The sequence below is a fragment of the Paenibacillus sp. LRG-1 genome (genome assembly GCF_057220305.1).
Map to the genome: position 1 here is coordinate 4667632 of NZ_CM170126.1, position 17672 is coordinate 4685303.

A 17672-nucleotide genomic window follows, 5' to 3' on the forward strand; every position below is an offset into this window, starting at 1 on the left:
TGTTATCTCACCCGCCGATCCAGTCGCCAAATATCAATGATGGAGCGTAAAAAACGAATAGAATCCTTCCAGACATGAATGTGCGATCCATCGCGGTCAATACATTTGACGGGTAATTGCAGCACACGAAGCTGGAGTCGCTTGGCAATAAACATCATTTCTAGATCCAGCGCCAGTCCGAGCTGTTCCTTTAAATGCGGAAACATCCGTTTTACTGCAACCGAACTCATCACTTTAAGCCCAGTCTGCGAATCTACCACACCTGTTGGTAAAAAAGGACGGGAAATGACCCGCTTACCAAAGCTGACAACAGATCGCAATAAAGATCGATTCTCGGCGGTCATATCCTTGGTTCCGATCACGACATCATAATAGCCCTGCTGAACAACATTAATCATTCTGGCAATATCCTCAATAAAAAAGGAGTCGTCCGCATCCACAAATACGTAGTAATCCGCACCTATGGTCCGCATCCCTTCCAGATACGTCCCTGCCTTACGTGTATTGCGTCCCAATTCCCTTGTTTGAAGCAGCGGGCTAAGATTCTGATTAATCCTGTTTACGGACAAGTCCGTTGCTGCCTCCAGCGCTTTAATCAAGGCATTGGTACCATCGTGGCTGCCATCATCAATGAGATAAATCGAACCTTCAATAATATGGCTGCGGATAAAGGCTTGCAGTCGTTCAGCAAAGGTTTTGACATGAACAAAACGTTGCTCTTCGTTATATACAGACAAGATAAATGCAATATGTTGGCTTTTGGTCGAATACTCGGGATAGAGCAAGCTTTGTATTTCCGAAAGCATTTCTTCGGTGTCATTGGCTTGCCAAAATAGCAGCCGCAAACGGCCTACTCCGGTGATTTGCACCATATGCTGATCACTGAACGGAATTGTTACATCCGTCACCAGTAACAATGGCATTTGCGGAAATTGGCTACGGATCTGATTGGCTTTCCGCACCGCCTGCCCCGGCTCCCTATAATCAATCAGGCAACAACATGCGTTCTCGTAGACTGAAGCTGCCTCCGTGTCCTCGCACTGTATATATTGGTAAAAACAAATCACATTGGGATAATCAATAGCCCTGTCGTTATCGCTAAAAATGGCTATAGGTCCCTGCACACAAACCTCTCCTTTTCCTCCGAATAGTTCTATTTTGTTGAAAAAGAATTAAGAATGTTTGCTTATAGGAGTTAAATTAATGTCCAAATACTTCATATTTCCTTAACAAAATAGCTGACACTCCATGATATATAAGGATATAAGAGAAGAAAAACTGATTTTCATATTTGATAAAAACAGAGTATTTAGACCTGATTCATTAGAACCAAAACCATCAGAATAAGTTAGCGCATCCATATCGAAAATTAGTTCTTTTAGATCAACAGAAGGAAGAATATATGGTTATTTTGTCATAGATAAATAGAAGAATAAAACAGATTCGCACGTCCATACTATGGACAACATGTCATCTTGAGGATTTTGCAAAAATCCGATAAGCGACTTTCAATGAACAAGATATAGATCGAAATGGTTTAGTTCGTCTATATCTTGCACTTCGGAGCGACTGAAATCGAATTTTGTGAAATCCTTACCATATGTAAATGAAGAGAAGGAAGGTCTTTCTATGGAAGCATTTTATGTCAATCGCGATGGGTCATTATCTACTCCATTACGGGGAAAGGATGTGTTGGCAAATCCTCTTTTGAACAAAGGTGTCGCTTTTACAGAAGAAGAACGCAAAGAGCTGGGTTTGGAAGGAATCCTTCCTCCAACCGTCCTTTCATTGGAGAAACAGAGCGTACGGGCATATCAGCAGTTTCTCGCACAACCCACCATGCTGCGTAAAAATGCTTCTCTCAACGACCTTCACAACCGAAATGTCGTACTCTACTACCGGCTGCTAACCGATCATTTGAGTGAAATGCTGCCCGTAGTCTACACGCCGACCGTAGGAACCGCGATTCAAGAATATAGTCACGAGTACAACCGCCCTGGAGGCGTATATTTGTCGATAGATAACCCGAACGGTATTGGACAAGCATTCCATAATTCTGGTTTGAGCGGCCATGATGTGGATCTGATTGTCGTGACAGATTCCGAAAGTATTTTGGGGATTGGTGACTGGGGCGTCGGGGGGATTAACATTGCTATTGGCAAGCTTGCAGTATATACGGCTGCGGCAGGCATTCATCCTGGGCGGGTGCTGCCAATTGTACTGGATGTAGGCACGAATAATGAAAAGCTGCTGAATGATCCACTGTACATCGGAAACCGCCATAAACGAGTTCGCGGAGAAGCCTATAACCAGTTTATTGATACTTTTATCAGCAAAACGTTAGCGCAATTCCCGAAGGCGCTTTTACATTGGGAAGATGTGGGTAGCGTAAATGCGCGCCATATTATAGGAAAATACGGTCAAAGCATACTCACCTTCAACGATGATATACAAGGTACAGGAGCAGTGACCCTGGCTGCGATTCTTTCGGCGGTGGGTGTCACCAAGACTCCGCTGCGTGAACAAAAAATACTTGTTTTCGGCCCAGGGGCTGCAGGGATCGGTAACGCTGATCAAATTCGGGGCGCTATGATCGAGGATGGCCTTTCCGTAGATGATTCATTCAAGTCCTTTTGGGCCTTTGATTATCGCGGGCTGTTAACGGAAGATATGGAAGACGTATTGGAGTATCAGAAACCGTATGTGCGCAAAAAGGATGAAGTCAGCTCATGGACCCGGTCGGGTGACGGCAAAATACCGCTACTGGAGGTCATCCGTCAGGTGAAGCCTACGATATTGATTGGAACTTCCGGTGTAGCAGGTGCCTTTTCTGAAGAGATCATCAAGGAGATGGCAAAGCATGTAGAACGCCCGATCATTATGCCCATGTCCAATCCTACAAACCTTGCAGAAGCAGTACCCGAGGATTTGATCCGGTGGACAGATGGCAGAGCACTGATCGCAACCGGAAGTCCTTTTGAGCCCGTTACCTATAACGATACAAATTTTGAGATTGGACAGGCGAACAATGCCTTTGTTTTTCCGGGACTGGGTCTGGGTGCGATTGTGGTTAAAGCCAAAAGGATTACCCCTGCGATGTTTACAGCGGCAGCAGTTGCTGTTGCCAATGGTGTAGATTCGAATACGCCTGGCGGTGCGCTACTCCCTCATATCCGAAAATTACGCGAAGTTTCGTACGCTGTTGCGATTGCGGTTGCAAAAGCCGCGATTCAGGATCAGGTAGCGCAGGCGCACATTTCAGATGTGGAACAAGCTATACAAGATGCAATGTGGAAACCGAAATATGCCAAGGTCAAAGCAGTGGAAAGTGTAATTCATCACCCTCACTAAGCCCAAAATACCTAACTAGAGGAAATTTAATATTTTGTACACTATGTTTGACATAGCATATGAACGAATGTACAGTAATAGTCAAAAGAATAGAAGTCCACTAGGGGAGCCACTATGGCTGAGACAAGAGCGTATCTTGGACCCTTTGAACCTGATCTAGTTCGTACTAGCGTAGGAAAGTGGAGCCTTCGTATATAAGGTTTCAAGCGTTTTTTGCGTATTGGGCCTATTGTTGAAGCCGCTCCATTTTTCCGGGGCGGCTTTTTAGCGTTGTTCCGGAATTATATTCTTACAGGACTTCTTGCTCTTCAATTTAATGGAGGTGGGGAAATTGAGTTTTACACAAGAACTCCGTCGGCAGGCGGACGGCATTTTTCAAGCGATTTTTGAGCATCCCTTTGTGAGAGGTATTGCTGAAGGAAGTTTGACAAGGGGACAGCTGATTCACTATGTAAAACAGGACTTTGAATATTTGAACGCCTACATGCGGATATACGGCATCGCAATCTCCAAATGCACGAATCGGGAGGACATGGCTGTATTTAATGAACAAATCTCTTTTATTCTGCACAGCGAGGTTCATCCGCATCAAAATTTCTGTGCTGTCGCAGGGGTGAGCTATGAAGAGTTGCAGGGATATCCGCTCGCTCCGTCGGCTCATCACTATATCCGTCACATGCTGACGGTTGCGCATGAGGGCAGCCTGGGCGAGATCTTGGCTGTGCTGCTGCCATGTATGTGGACGTATGCCGAGATTGGTCGCAGGCTGCTGGATGAAGTAAAGCCGGATGAGTCTCATCCGTTCTATGAATGGATGGGCTTCTATGGAGACCAGCTTGATGATACAACACTCAAGTTCCGAGAACGTGTAGATGCTTGGGCGGAAGGCGCAACGGCTGCTGAGCGAGAGCGGATGATTGAGCATTTTATACTGAGCTGCCAGCTGGAATATAAGTTCTGGGACATGGCCTATAAGCAGGAAGAATGGCCGGTCCAGATACAGGCAGCGGTCTTGGAATAGTCAGCCTGGCAATTCGATGCGTGAAGTACAGTTAATGCCCTGTTGAACCACCAACTATAGAGAGGATAATCATTATGAGTACATGGGAAAAAAGTTATTCGGATCTCCTGACGAAGGTACAAAACAGCAAACCCCTCGTTCACAATATGACCAATGTGGTAGTCACTAACTTTACGGCCAACGGCCTGTATGCATTGGGCGCCTCCCCGGTGATGGCCTATGCACCCGAGGAAGTAGCAGACATGGCAAAAATAGCGGGAGCCGTCGTGTTAAACATCGGTACGCTGAACCGCGAACTGGTGGATGCCATGATCATTGCTGGACAATCGGCGAATGCACACGGTGTTCCGGTCCTGCTAGATCCGGTCGGTGCGGGAGCAACGAGCTTTAGAACTGAGTCGGCACTGCGAATCCTGAGAAAAGTCAAAATCTCATTGGTGCGGGGCAATGCAGCCGAAGTCGCGCATATTGTTGGAGAAGCGCGTGAGATTAAAGGCGTAGATGCTGGTGACAGTGCTGACAGCGGAAATGTCGATCTGGCAATTCGGGCTGCTCGAACGCTCAATACAATGGTTGTCATTACTGGAAAAGAGGACGTCATCACCGATGGGGCCGAAGTACGAATGATTAGCGGTGGAGACGCGCTGCTCACGAAGGTAACCGGAGCAGGCTGCCTGCTGACCTCTGTGTTAGGTGCCTTTGCAGCTGTTGAACCCAACCTGCTGCTCGCAGGTACAGCAGGCTTGGCATTTTACGGTGCAGCAGCTTCCCGAGCCGCAGCACGTACCGCAGAGCTGGGGCCCGGCAGCTTCCAGATTGCCTTTCTCGACGAGCTCGCCAAACTACATACAGGTTCGCTAGAGGGGCATGTCACTGTCCGTGAAGCCGGAACAACCACAGCAGGTGGTGCGCGATGACAGACGTTCGTGTACCCAGAGCACTGACGATTGCCGGTTCGGACAGTGGCGGCGGGGCCGGGATTCAAGCCGATCTCAAAACCTTTCAGGAGCTTGGCGTTTACGGCATGTCGGCTATTACGGCCATTACCGTACAGAATACTTTAGGGGTCCACGGCGTATATCCGCTGCCACAGGAAGCAACAGCGGAACAGATCGAAGCTGTAGGATTAGACCTTGGAGTGGATGCCCTGAAGACTGGCATGCTGTTTAATGCGGGCATCATCCGTCTTGTGAGCAAGCAGATTCGAAAGTTCGGCTGGAAAAAGGTCGTCGTCGATCCCGTGATGATTGCCAAGGGAGGCGCTGAACTGCTGCAACTGGAAGCGGTGCAGGCTTTGAAGGACGACCTGCTACCCTTGGCCCTGGTCGTTACACCGAATATCCCGGAGGCAGAAGCCCTGACAGGGATCAGTATCCATACGATGGAGGATCGCCGCGAGGCTGCGAGACATATTAGCAGTATGGGATCAAAATTCGTTGTGATCAAGGGTGGCCACGCTGACGAGAGCGAGAGCAGCGAACAGATTGTGGACCTACTCTTTGACGGAACCGCCTTTACAGAGCTGAGCGGCAAGCGAGTACGGACTGTTCATACACACGGAACAGGATGCACCTTCTCAGCAGCGATTACCGCGGAATTAGGGAAAGGGATGTCTGTACCGGAGGCTATCTCGAATGGCAAAGCCTTCATCCAGGCAGCGATTGAGGAACCTTTGCAGCTTGGACAAGGACATGGACCCACCAATCATTGGGCCTTCCGCCGTCGTCAGGAGATGCTGCTATGAACGGCAGAATGTTGTCAGAGGTGGTGCGCCGCCAGCTACAGATGTACCTGGTGCTTGGAAGCGTGAATTGCCTCGCGGAACCAGGCTGGGTCGTGCAAGAGGCTCTGGCTGGCGGCGCAACCATGGTCCAGTTCCGGGAAAAGGGTCTTGGCGCGTTAACGGGCGTTCCTATGTTCGAACTTGCGTGCCAGCTACAGGAACTGTGCCGTCACGCTGGTGTCCCCTTCATCATCAATGACGATGTGGAGCTAGCTCTTGAAATCGACGCCGACGGTGTTCACATCGGTCAAGACGATGAATACGCCGAATCCGTCCGCGAGCGAATCGGAAATCGAATTTTAGGCGTCTCTGCCCATACCATTGAGGAAGCACGTCGAGCCATCCTGCAAGGTGCTGATTATCTCGGCGTCGGACCCATCTATCCCACCATCTCGAAAGATGATGCCCATGCCGTACAGGGACCGGCAATTTTATATGAGATGCGTAAAGCGGGAATTGATGTGCCGATTGTTGGGATCGGAGGTATTACAGTGGACCGTGTTGAGGAAGTCGCACGTGCAGGTGCAGATGGTGTGGCGGTGATTTCAGCCGTGACACAGTCAGAACAGGTTAGAGGTGCGGTCAAGGAATTAAAGAAAAATATGGTATCATTTCTCAATGATCCGATCTACATGTTTGATAATGATTCAACAGATCATCCAGCTTTTTAGATTGTTCTATTACTTTGGGATGTGTTAAAAATCCATACTTTTTCTGGACCTGGTACAGTTTCTTCCTAGCTCGTTCGACACAAAGTAAAGTCACACCTTGGTTCATCAGCATGATCCCTCCTATATGTCATATTTTATGACAAAAAGACGTTTTTTGGATTTTCGAATGATGCGCCTAACAAAAAAAGAACATCCCAAAAGTTTGCATAAACAAAGATGCCCCTAAATCCACGTTAAAAGAGCCTCCGTTTCCACTAATTAAGTGGAACAGAGGCCCTTTTCATAAAAAGATCCAATGAATACAGAGCATACATGCCAATTCTGACCTAGAGATTAACCTTATTTTGTTGGCTCTCTAATAGTCGCTGAACTCCCCAAACTTGAACTAGTCGGTGAGAATTGTCTTTGTTTCTAGCCGTTTAAGCACCTCCAATTTGTACGTGAGGCGTTATTCTTTGATTTTGGTTATGCGACTGAACAGGCATTGCTAAAATAAACAAGAAGCTAGCTGCGATGACCAGCAGAATCATTTTTTTCAACATTGTCTAACCACACCTTTTCTAATAGTTTGAAATACTCTTCCCTTGTTTCGGGAAGCGCATGTGCTTGGAAATGTGCAAAAAGCCCTGTACAGTTTATAAAATAAGTCTCATTGTTTAGTAGGTGGGCTTTTACCAGTGCATATATTAAGTGTTTAAAGCCATCATTGTACATTCCCCGCCTTAAATAGTAATAAGCCAGTTCGTAACCAAACCATGCAAAATAATCCGGCATCACTTGTTGGGTGTACATATCAGTAGATTGTGATAGCAGAGCAAAAGAATTAATCTCCACTTCAAAACGTGAAAGGATATCATTGATATCTATTGCATATCGGTTAGCAGCAATCATAACGTTCAGCAACTTGGATAGCTTTTCATTCTCGGTAGTGATTGATGTGGATGCAATATATTCAACATAATGAGGAAGCACATTGGTATCTCCAGATAGGAGTCTATTTACAAACGTATTACCTTCTGCCCAATGCTTGAACAAGTTGACCCAGTGTTGGGTTTCCTGGTCTGTCTCGATCACCCAATCTAAATCAGTGTAGGCGTACGTAAATTGTAATGCTTGCTGATAATCGCCTTGCGCTTCACAGACACTCGCACACAGTAAATCAGCATAGGTAATGTACACAAACATCGGGCGACTCAGCCTCTGTTCAGACTCCTCCCACTCTCGCTTTTTCTGTTGATGTTTCAAAGAATATTGGATCTCCGCTTTGGCTCTCATTTTTCGAGCAGTTGCATCGAGCTTGTCCCATTCACGCAGAGAACGATACACATTCGCCAAATCTTTTAACGCATCGAGTTGATCTATTTCATTCAGACGTTCCACAAAGGGTTCAAATCGTGTAGCCGCCTTGAGATTTCGGATCTGATTGTTCCCTACCTGAATGGTAAACAGACGATACTGACAGACAGCCAAGCGTTCAGAGTGCTGGTACTTCTCGCCTTCCGCAATCCCTTCGTAGAGCAACAATGCAGCATTGTGCTGACCTTGTGCGAATAATTTTTCTGCTGCATCAAATAACTTTGGGGAATATAGAAGGTTGTCCATAATATGTCCCACTACAAGCTGGATAGCATCCAACTTGTCCAGTTCCGCACAGCGAAACAACAACGGCTCAATTCGCCTCCAATCCGGGGAGCGCTCAATGATGTAGTTATCTATGTATAGTTCGTAAAAAAAACCCTCTGGTAGTCCCATAGCCCAAGTGATTCGATCTAACTGATGTATCGCAACAGGACGATGCTTGGCAATCCAATTATTAAGTGTTCTTTGATGAACACCTGAATATTCGGCAAATTGTGCCAGCGTCAAATTATTTTCCCCTAAATAATCCTCTAACTTCGCCAAAATCGTAGGTGTATGTCCCAAGTCATAACCACCCTTCATACAAAAAATCCAAATTTTATACTTTCACCTCAAATTATTCACCAATTATTAACATGTGTCAACATTTTTCTTCCATTATTCCTACTATATAAACTTGAATATGGTAATTAATAACCACTAACATGAAGTCCCTTTTGGAATCAGGTGGTCGCTCGTTCTACTAATTTGAATTCCAGATGATGTATCGTTTCATCCAGCCCTTCAAGGGCATTGCAAATCATAATGAACGCATTCTCCGCTTGCTTGTCTATCGGGTAATGAATCGTTGTTAAATCAAGCAAATGCGAGATTTCGGTGTTATCAAAGCCTACTACTGCAAAATCCCTTGGTACAGAAACACCGAGTCTCCGTGCTTCAGTCAAAAGACCTGCTGCCAAATAATCGGTAGAACAGGCAAAGGCATCCGGTCTATCTGTTTGTTCTCGTTCTGCCCACCAATGAGCTATTTGTTCACCAGCTTCTATTGAATTTAAATCATAAAAATGCGGGAAGGCCTCAGCATCCAAATCATATTTTTCGCAAAAGTCATGATAAGCTCGAATGCGTTCTTTTGTGTTCAACCCCCGCATGCTGCCGTACACATTCACAATTTTCCGATATCCTCGGGCGTACAAATGTTCCAACGCCATCGTATAGCCCTGATACTGATCCATAAATACAGACGGGATTGCCTCAATGTTTACACGCTGCCAGGTCACAATCGGACCATATTTTGTATAATGCTCAATCACACTCCACTCATTAACACGAATCATACAGACCAAGGCGTCCAGTTGCTTTCTCCGCAACATTTCCAGCGCCTCAAGTTCTCGCTCCTTCTCCCCATTCGTAATAAACAGCGCTATATTAAAGCCATGCTCCTGAGCATACATTGTAAATCCACGCACAAATAAACCCAATGAATCATTAAAAGAAAGTGAAATAATCCCTATGAGCTTGGTCATGCCTTTTTTTAAAGATACCGCATTTAAATTAGGAACATAATCCAGTCGTTCTATGACCTCCTGCACACGCTGTCTTGTCGGTTCACTTACGTACGGATGGTTGTTAATGACACGGGACACCGTAGCCGAGGATACACCTGCCAGCTTTGCAATTTCATGAATATTCGCCATTTTTCTCACCTCGTTCTTTCTATTTTAGCATGTTCGTGTTCAGCATGTTCGTAGTGCCCGCCCTATAATTGTCACCTTCCCAAAATAAGTTTTTTAAAAGCGCTTGACCTGTAATGCATTACAGGGATTACAGTGAATTTGTGCTTAAGAAAGCGGTTAAAAAACATACTTAGGAGGCACTAACCATGAAAAAAGGCATAAAGATTGCAACCATTGGCGGAGGTTCCAGTTATACACCAGAATTAGTAGAAGGCTTCATCAAACGTTATGCAGAGCTTCCCATTCGGGAATTGTGGCTGGTAGATATTGAGGCAGGACGTGAAAAACTGGAGATTGTAGGCGCTATGGCCAAACGGATGGTGAAGGCCGCAGGCATTGATTGTGAGGTACATTTGACCCTGGATCGTCGGGAAGCGTTGAAGGACGCCGATTTTGTAACGACCCAATTTCGGGTAGGCTTGCTGGAAGCCCGGATTAAGGATGAAAGTATTCCGTTAAAACATGGCATGATCGGTCAGGAGACCAATGGTGCCGGCGGAATGTTCAAAGCGTTTCGCACCATACCCGTTATCCTCAGTATCGTCGAAGATATGAAAGAACTGTGTCCGAATGCATGGTTGATTAATTTTACCAACCCTGCGGGTATGGTCACCGAAGCCGTGCTTCGTTATGGTCAGTGGGATAAAGTCATCGGATTATGTAATGTTCCAATCGGCGCGATCAAGAGTGCATCAGCTGTGCTGGACAAACCGGAAGAAGAGCTGTTCTTTAAATTTGCAGGGATTAACCACCTTCATTGGCACAAAGTTTATGACAAAACAGGAGCCGAATTAACAGAGCAAGTCATTGAAGGACTGTACGCTCCTGGCGCAAAACCGGAGAAGGTCGTTGAAAATATTAGAAACATGCGCTTCCTGTATGATCAAGTTCGTCAATTGAAAATGCTGCCTTGTCCTTACCATCGGTATTACTATATGACGGATAACATGCTCAAGGAAGAATTAGAGGAAGCCAAAAACGAAGGAACTCGGGGTCAAGTGGTCAAACGTCTGGAAGAAAGTCTGTTTGAATTGTATAAAGATCCGAATCTGGATTACAAACCAGAGGAACTATCCAAACGCGGCGGTGCGCATTACAGCGATGCAGCCTGTGAGATCATTAATTCCATTTATAACAACAAAGGCACATTGATGGTGGTTAGTACACGTAACAATGGTGCGATTGATGATGTTCCTTATGATAGCGCCATCGAAGTGACCAGTGTCATTCGCGCCCATGGTGCCGAACCTGTCAACTTTGGCAAATTCCCACCTGCACAGCGGGGCTTGCTGCAAGTGATGAAGGCAATGGAAGAGCTGACGATTGAAGCGGCGGTCACCGGTGACTATGCAACAGCACTGCAAGCCTTCACCCTGAATCCGCTCGTACCAAGCGGGGACATTGCTCAAACCGTACTGGATGAATTGCTAGAAGCACACAAAGAGCATCTACCTCAATTCTTTGCTCATAAGGAGAAGGCGACGGTATAAAGCTAGCAGCAATCATCCTGCTGGAACACAAAAAAGCTTCCTACATGTAGGAAGCTTTTTGCTATACGTCCCAGGAGTACTTGCTGGGACGTTGGTGTTATTGGGTTTGTACTTGGCTTGACAATCCGTCATTAAGCTTATTGATAAATTTGTTAGACTTTTTAAAGTATGATCTCCGTTGAAAAAGCAATAACCGCTTTCCCCGTAATTTGAACTAATACGGGTTTTCCCTGTTCCTTTTTCACATGAACATGCATTGTTCCCTCTCTTTTGATTGCCTCACCTTGTAAAATATCAAAATCAAAAGACTGCTCATTCTCATTTTGCAAAATGTTATAGTGTACCAAATAGGCTCCAAGCGGTCCGTTTGCATTTCCTGTCACCGGGTCTTCAGCTATTCCAATTGCAGGAGCAAACATTCTTCCGTGAACCAATATATCCTCTTGTGGATTTAATGTAAAAACATAATATCCATTACATCCAATATGCTTGCTAATTTCTGTAAGCTTCTGCAAATCAGGTTTCAAACTATGTAGTATTTCATTGGAGTAAATCGGAACCATTACCTTAGAATGACCTGTTGAAGATATTGCAACTGGATATTCCATGCAAATATCTTTACAAGAAATACCTAACGCATTTGCAATCTGACTTCTTATTTCATCATTTAAAGGCTCTGATACAGAAGGTTCTCCCTGTGTCATTACAATAGAATAGTCATCTTCATACTTTATAACATCAACAGGCAATATACCTGCTTTTGTTTTTTGAATAATTCTTCCAGTTTCAGCTTTTCTCTCAATTGAATAAATATAATGCGCTGCTACTGTTGCATGACCACAAATTGGAACCTCTGTTGTTGGAGTAAAAAATCTTACTTCAACATCATAATTTGAAGAATCTGTTTCAAAAATAAATGCAGTTTCCGAATTATTTAATTCTCTTGCAATTCTCTGCATCTGCTCATCTGTAAGTCCATTTGCATTTGGAACAACCCCAGCAGGGTTACCATGAAATCTATTTTTTGTAAATGAGTCTACTTGATATATTCTATATTTTTTCATAATTTCGCCTCTATAAATACTAGTTTGTCTGTCTGTTAAATCTGATATTAACATACTTTTTAGGCAGTTTCACTTAAATTAAAAGATATAATATGGCCCTTTAATAAAAACGAACTGATCCTTATTATAGAATCGCGCTCTTTTATGGAAGATTGTGATTAAACTAAAGCCGCAGTTAGCTGAAATGGTCTTCTCAATCCTTATCTAAAAGTGGAATAAATCTTTTATGATTATAGATACTTTTAGATTCTGCCACGCCTGTTGAATAACCAAAATAAGTAACTCAATTCATGAAACAAGAGGTGCACTGAAGAAGAACGCGCTGAATCTGAATCAGCCATTCAACAGGTAGTTTTGAAGAAGAAATAGACGAGAAAATCGCGCAAAGGAAAGAACGGCATGTTGGGGCCATGAAGTCTGAGCAGCAACAAATAGCCAATTGAGCAGGACATAGACGATTAGAGCACAGAATAATTGCCCATAGACCGCATTTTCAGTCGTACCAAACAGCGTTGGAATATTCAAATGTTGCTTGATCCAACGAAAGAAGACTTCAATCTGCCATCGAGCCTTATAGATCTGTGCGATTTGTTCTGCGGTCACCTGCATTAAATCGGTAACCACCCGAATTTCCCGACCTTCAAAATCCCGAAACATCACCACACGATGACGTTGTCTGGAACGACACTGAGGGGTTCCCAACTGGCAAGTGATATCCCGAATGACGGATGAATCTGGCTTCATAAGGCGACGTAGCGCATGAGGCTTTTCCAAATGGACGTTGTCGCGAAGCCGAATGACAAACGATTGTCCATGGGTTTTGAAGTGATCCAGACGCTCCAGTTTCCCATAAGCACGGTCCATCACCAAAATGTAGTCCGGTTGAGCCAACGCTTCACTCATGGGGCCATCATGCTTGGAGCCCAGCGTTTCGACCACCTGAAGGGGTTGCCCATTTTCTGCTCGTAAAGCGACTTGAAGTTTAATACCTGCACGCTCCCCGTGATAAGGAGCCCAAGGCAAACGCGTTTTTCCCACCGTCATCGCGGTTGAATCTATGAGTAATAATTCTTTTGGGAAAGTCAGTTTCCGACGTGCTTCCCGGTTACATTTGTAAACAAGTAGATGGAAAAGTTCCTTAAATACGGAAAACGAGACTTCGGCGGCTTTGGTTGAAAAGCGTGAGTAGTGGACGACGGGCAAGCCACAGAGAGCCGCATAATCTACGCTGGATCGATAGCTACCCCATTGTTCCAACGCAGCCATGCACCAGTATTGGAGTAAATGGTACACCGTAAACTTGCGGGCTTTGTCTTCATAACCTATTAACTTCACAACCCCTTGAACTTCTTCAGGAGTCAGCATGGATTGAAGGATAGATGTAATCGTGATAGAATTTTTCATGAGATCGTCTTCTTTCGGATTCGTTTGGATGGTACCAACGATTCTATAGAAAAGACGATCTTTTTTCTACCATTTTGTGGTTATTCAACAGGCGTGCTACTATATAAAGGTATTAGTTTACTGTATGTTTCGGAGCGGCTTGGTCACGCCTCATTAGATATCACTACCTCTACATATGCCCACCTTATGAAAGAGCTACGTGAACAGGATTCAAAACAAACAACAGACATTTTTGAACGTTTATATAGCGTGTAAAAATCGTGTGTATAATTTGAGTAAACAGGTGTATTAATCACACCTTTTTCTAACGTTTTCTATCGTAACCCCAATAAAAGAAAAAACGCCCCAAACCCTTATATATCAAGGATTTGAAGCATTTTTAATTTCGTTCAAACTTTACATATCTGAACGCTTCGACGTCCCAGGAGGGATTCGAACCCCCGACCGACGGCTTAGAAGGCCGTTGCTCTATCCAGCTGAGCTACTGGGACAAGATGGTGATCAATAAAACCTTATGTATTCAGCGCATTGATTATTATATCACAATTCGGCCAACTGTCAAAAGCATTTTTTTATGATACAGGGAAGCTGGCTGCAAAAGGAATCATTTGGACGCTAACGGGGTATTATGTACAAAGAACCATGCATAAAGGAGGGGTTAATCCGTGAGAGGTCTTTTGTCGTCACTTTGTTATTTCAGCATTTTCTTCGCACCTTTTCTAGTGCCTGTCATTGTGTGGATTGCAGTACGGGACGAATATGTTCAGGGACATGCAAAAAAGGCTATTTTATCGCATATTTTTCCCATTATTGCGGCAATTCCGCTAGTGTATTTTATTATTACGGCGAATCATGCAGGTTCAGTGATCGGGTTTGTACTTCTATTCGTAGTGGTCTATCTCGGGGTTTTTGTTTATAACATCTACAAAGGGATTATGACGCTGCGTGAAGCGGCTTAGTTCAAAAAGAAGCCTCCTGCATACCGCAAATTTGGCGGGATACGGAGGCTTCTTTAGGGTCATTTTTGATGAGTTGCTGTTGCTATTTAGTTCAATGGCTGCTTATTTATTCCCAAAGCGTTTAGGACTTTTCCGTACTTCATGTCTTACGTTTTTCTCCAATACTTCTTCCGCGAACTCATTGTTATGAATATAACTGCTGCCTTTGTTTTTCTTATACTTCGCTTTGCCGTCTATGATTTCCCCCTCCTTTCACGCTGATCCGGCGATGGCGCCGGGGCCCAAATCAACAAAAGCCGAGGCATAGCACACCATATCCTCATGCCCCGAACTCCTTGGCGAACTCTGTGCTGAGCTGCCCATAGGAGAGCAATTCTTTTTTAAACTTCTCTCGCTCCTCACCAGCAGTAATGTGTGTAGAGTCGGTAAAAGCCTTGTCTGTCACTTCCTCAAATGCCGAATGCAGATTATTGTCGTACCAATCCAGCTCCAGATCGGCGTCATTGCGGATGATCCGTACCATGTCATAGTCATGCTGACCATCCGTCTGATCCTTGGCCGTGATATAGACCAGCAATTCCGGGTCATCTGCGGCACCGGGCCGCACCTCTACCTCAGCACAGCGCACTCCGTCAAGTTCAGTGAAGCGGCGTATTTTGGCATCCTTGATGTAGTACATGGTCTCCCTCCTTCCTTGCGAGTAGACGGGTTTCCCCATCTGTAGTTTTCGGAACGGACAGACATTTTATGCTTCTTTTCGGCATATATACTGATGAACTGGGGATTTAGTTTTTGATTCATTCCAACACTGGATGAACACGACAAAGAGAGGATGAACAGACATGTGCGGAATTACAGGTTTCATACAGTGGAACGGAGACTTAATGCATCAATCTGAGCTGCTGCTGAATATGACACAAACGCTCTCCGATCGCGGACCGGATGCTGCGGGTACCTGGATATCCAACCCGTGTGCCTTCGGACACCGAAGACTGAGCGTAATGGACCCGGAAAATGGCGCTCAGCCCATGATCCGGCAGCTGGAGGATATCACTTATACGATTGTATATAACGGGGAAATATATAACGCGCCTGAGCTGAAAAAAGAGCTGCAACAGCGTGGGCATTTTTTCCGTACACAATGCGACACGGAGGTGCTGCTCGAATCCTATATCGAATGGGGCCCTGAATGTGTGGATCGGTTAAACGGCATTTTTGCGTTTGCGGTCTGGGATAGCGAGCGGGAGCAGGTATTTCTGGCACGGGATCGGCTGGGAGTGAAGCCGCTATTTTATAGCCAAACCGAAGAAGTATTCGTATTTGGCTCAGAACCCAAAGCACTGCTTCAGCATCCAGCAGTAGAAGCAGCAGTGGACGCCGAGGGATTGGCCGAAATTTTTATCATTGGGCCTGCACGTACCCCCGGACACGGCGTCTATTCGTCCATGAAGGAGCTACGTCCCGGGCATACGCTAACCTACACCCGCGACGGCGTGCGCATTCAAGCCTACTGGAAGTTGGAAAGCATTGCGCATGAGGATAACACCGAAGAAACGGCACTCAAGGTACGAGAACTGTTGCTGGATACGGTGGAGCGGCAGCTCATTTCGGATGTTCCAGTGTGCACCTTATTGTCTGGCGGGCTGGATTCAAGCGCTCTATCCGCATTAGCTGTCGATTATTACAACCGTACCGGGCAAGGACAAGTTCATACGTATTCGGTCGATTATGTGGATAACGACAAGCATTTTAAAGCCCATGCGTTTCAACCCGGAGCCGATGCCCCCTGGATTCAGCGGATGGTGGATGAATTAGGGACAAATCATCACTGGATTGAATTCGATACGCCAGAAGTCGTAGCAGCTCTGAACAACTCCACACTAACGCGGGATTTACCCGGCATGGCGGACGTGGATTCGTCGCTGTATCTCTTTTGCCGGGAGATTAAAAAAGGAGCCACGGTCGCTATTTCCGGCGAGGCTGCGGATGAAGTTTTTGGCGGATATCCTTGGTTCCACCGGGAAGATATGCTGAATTCGGGTACATTCCCGTGGGCAGTTGCACCCGATATGAGAGCCAGTCTGTTGTCTCCCGAGGTACGGGACTGGATCAAGCCGCTGGAGTATTTGAACGATCGCTACTCAGACGCGGTAGGAGAAGTGCCGAAGCTACCGGGGGAAACAGGAAAAGCTGCGCAAATGCGCGTCATGTCCTATTTGAACATCACCCGCTTTATGCCTACTCTACTGGATCGCAAGGATCGGATGAGTATGGGAGCCGGACTCGAAGTGCGGGTGCCGTATTGCGATCATCGATTGGTACAATATGTATGGAACATTCCGTGGAGTATCAAGATGACAGGCGGACGTGAAAAAGGTATTTTGCGCAAGGCGCTGGAGGGCGTATTGCCGGATGATGTGCTGTATCGCAAAAAAAGCCCATATCCCAAAACGCATAACCCTTCCTATCTTGAGGCTGTGAAAAAGCAGGCGTTGCAGCTGCTGGATGATTCCTCTTCCCCACTGCTCAAGCTGATCGATGCGCAAAAGGTACGCGATATTGCCGCCTCACCGGAGGCATCCACCAATCTGCCTTGGTTTGGTCAGCTGATGTCGGGTCCCCAGTTGTTTGCCTACTTGGCTCAAGTGGATAACTGGTTGCGCACTTACAAGGTAGCTATTCGATAAGCTACACTGAATGCTGGAGCAATAGAGCTTCTAAGCGGCAGCGGCAATTTTTCGCTGTGTACTATATGGGGAACAGAAAGTACCAAAAAGGCTATCCGCAGCTCATGACTGACGGATAGCCTTTTTTTTCGTTATGTGAATGGGGGG

General features: G+C 45.6%; 15 protein-coding genes, 1 tRNA gene and 1 riboswitch. Of the genes, 8 read left to right on the forward strand and 8 right to left on the reverse strand.

Features of this window, described 5'->3' with window-relative positions:
- Positions 1 to 2: 2 nt before the first annotated feature.
- Entirely contained in the window at positions 3 to 1124 is a 1122-nt protein-coding gene (locus tag ACUUJN_RS20585; protein WP_028541542.1) for a glycosyltransferase, read from the reverse strand.
- A 505-nt stretch (positions 1125 to 1629) separates the two neighbouring features.
- Between ACUUJN_RS20585 and ACUUJN_RS20590 the strand changes: the two genes are divergently transcribed.
- The 5 genes from ACUUJN_RS20590 (at position 1630) to thiE (ending at position 6826) form a co-directional block, all read left to right on the forward strand.
- The gene (locus ACUUJN_RS20590; protein WP_023990014.1) at positions 1630 to 3351 is read left to right on the forward strand and encodes an NAD-dependent malic enzyme; all 1722 of its coding nucleotides are present in this window, start codon (positions 1630 to 1632) and stop codon (positions 3349 to 3351) included.
- 92 nt (positions 3352 to 3443) lie between these two features.
- Positions 3444 to 3546: riboswitch (TPP riboswitch) on the forward strand.
- A gap of 136 nt (positions 3547 to 3682) precedes the next feature.
- Positions 3683 to 4372, forward strand: coding sequence for a thiaminase II (gene tenA, locus ACUUJN_RS20595; RefSeq protein ID WP_071558338.1), 690 nt, complete (start codon positions 3683 to 3685; stop codon positions 4370 to 4372).
- Positions 4373 to 4446: 74 nt separating this feature from the next.
- A complete protein-coding gene (thiM, locus tag ACUUJN_RS20600; protein WP_484668873.1) occupies positions 4447 to 5289 on the forward strand; it encodes a hydroxyethylthiazole kinase in 843 nt (280 codons plus the stop codon).
- Entirely contained in the window at positions 5286 to 6116 is an 831-nt protein-coding gene (gene thiD / locus ACUUJN_RS20605) for a bifunctional hydroxymethylpyrimidine kinase/phosphomethylpyrimidine kinase (RefSeq protein ID WP_076264934.1), read from the forward strand. Before thiM ends, thiD begins: the two co-directional genes overlap by 4 nt.
- Positions 6113 to 6826 (forward strand): thiamine phosphate synthase, encoded by a 714-nt coding sequence (thiE, locus tag ACUUJN_RS20610; RefSeq protein ID WP_484669765.1) that lies wholly within the window; start codon positions 6113 to 6115, stop codon positions 6824 to 6826. Before thiD ends, thiE begins: the two co-directional genes overlap by 4 nt.
- Here thiE and ACUUJN_RS20615 read toward each other — a convergent pair.
- The 3 genes from ACUUJN_RS20615 to ACUUJN_RS20625 all read right to left on the reverse strand — a co-directional run bounded on the left by ACUUJN_RS20615 (position 6771) and on the right by ACUUJN_RS20625 (position 9882).
- On the reverse strand, positions 6771 to 6938 hold the full coding sequence (locus ACUUJN_RS20615) for an aspartyl-phosphate phosphatase Spo0E family protein (protein WP_071558335.1): 168 nt from the start codon (positions 6936 to 6938) through the stop codon (positions 6771 to 6773). The genes thiE and ACUUJN_RS20615 overlap by 56 nt on opposite strands.
- A gap of 392 nt (positions 6939 to 7330) precedes the next feature.
- A complete protein-coding gene (locus ACUUJN_RS20620; RefSeq protein WP_023990020.1) occupies positions 7331 to 8749 on the reverse strand; it encodes a helix-turn-helix domain-containing protein in 1419 nt (472 codons plus the stop codon).
- Positions 8750 to 8907: 158 nt separating this feature from the next.
- Complete coding sequence (locus ACUUJN_RS20625) at positions 8908 to 9882, reverse strand: LacI family DNA-binding transcriptional regulator (RefSeq protein WP_484668874.1); 975 nt, start codon at positions 9880 to 9882, stop codon at positions 8908 to 8910.
- Between the two features lie 185 nt (positions 9883 to 10067).
- Here ACUUJN_RS20625 and ACUUJN_RS20630 point away from each other — a divergent pair, with 185 nt between their 5' ends.
- Positions 10068 to 11411 carry a 6-phospho-beta-glucosidase gene (locus tag ACUUJN_RS20630; RefSeq protein WP_076295598.1) on the forward strand — a complete coding sequence of 448 codons (1344 nt, stop codon included), beginning with the start codon at positions 10068 to 10070 and terminating at the stop codon, positions 11409 to 11411.
- A gap of 161 nt (positions 11412 to 11572) precedes the next feature.
- Here the strand turns inward: ACUUJN_RS20630 and ACUUJN_RS20635 are convergent, their stop codons facing one another.
- The 3 genes from ACUUJN_RS20635 to ACUUJN_RS20645 form a co-directional block, all read right to left on the reverse strand.
- Positions 11573 to 12475, reverse strand: coding sequence for a PhzF family isomerase (locus ACUUJN_RS20635; protein ID WP_068941727.1), 903 nt, complete (start codon positions 12473 to 12475; stop codon positions 11573 to 11575).
- Positions 12476 to 12808: 333 nt separating this feature from the next.
- A complete protein-coding gene (locus tag ACUUJN_RS20640; protein ID WP_484668875.1) occupies positions 12809 to 13879 on the reverse strand; it encodes an IS4 family transposase in 1071 nt (356 codons plus the stop codon).
- A gap of 417 nt (positions 13880 to 14296) precedes the next feature.
- Positions 14297 to 14370 (reverse strand) — tRNA-Arg (locus ACUUJN_RS20645).
- A gap of 174 nt (positions 14371 to 14544) precedes the next feature.
- Here ACUUJN_RS20645 and ACUUJN_RS20650 point away from each other — a divergent pair.
- Positions 14545 to 14838 carry a magnetosome magnetite crystal formation protein family gene (locus tag ACUUJN_RS20650; RefSeq protein WP_016324668.1) on the forward strand — a complete coding sequence of 98 codons (294 nt, stop codon included), beginning with the start codon at positions 14545 to 14547 and terminating at the stop codon, positions 14836 to 14838.
- Positions 14839 to 15157: 319 nt separating this feature from the next.
- Here the strand turns inward: ACUUJN_RS20650 and ACUUJN_RS20655 are convergent, their stop codons facing one another.
- Complete coding sequence (locus tag ACUUJN_RS20655; RefSeq protein ID WP_013311672.1) at positions 15158 to 15517, reverse strand: hypothetical protein; 360 nt, start codon at positions 15515 to 15517, stop codon at positions 15158 to 15160.
- A gap of 163 nt (positions 15518 to 15680) precedes the next feature.
- On the opposite strand from ACUUJN_RS20655, the gene asnB reads away from it, so the two are divergent.
- The gene (gene asnB / locus ACUUJN_RS20660; RefSeq protein ID WP_028541532.1) at positions 15681 to 17525 is read left to right on the forward strand and encodes an asparagine synthase (glutamine-hydrolyzing); all 1845 of its coding nucleotides are present in this window, start codon (positions 15681 to 15683) and stop codon (positions 17523 to 17525) included.
- Positions 17526 to 17672: the final 147 nt, after the last annotated feature.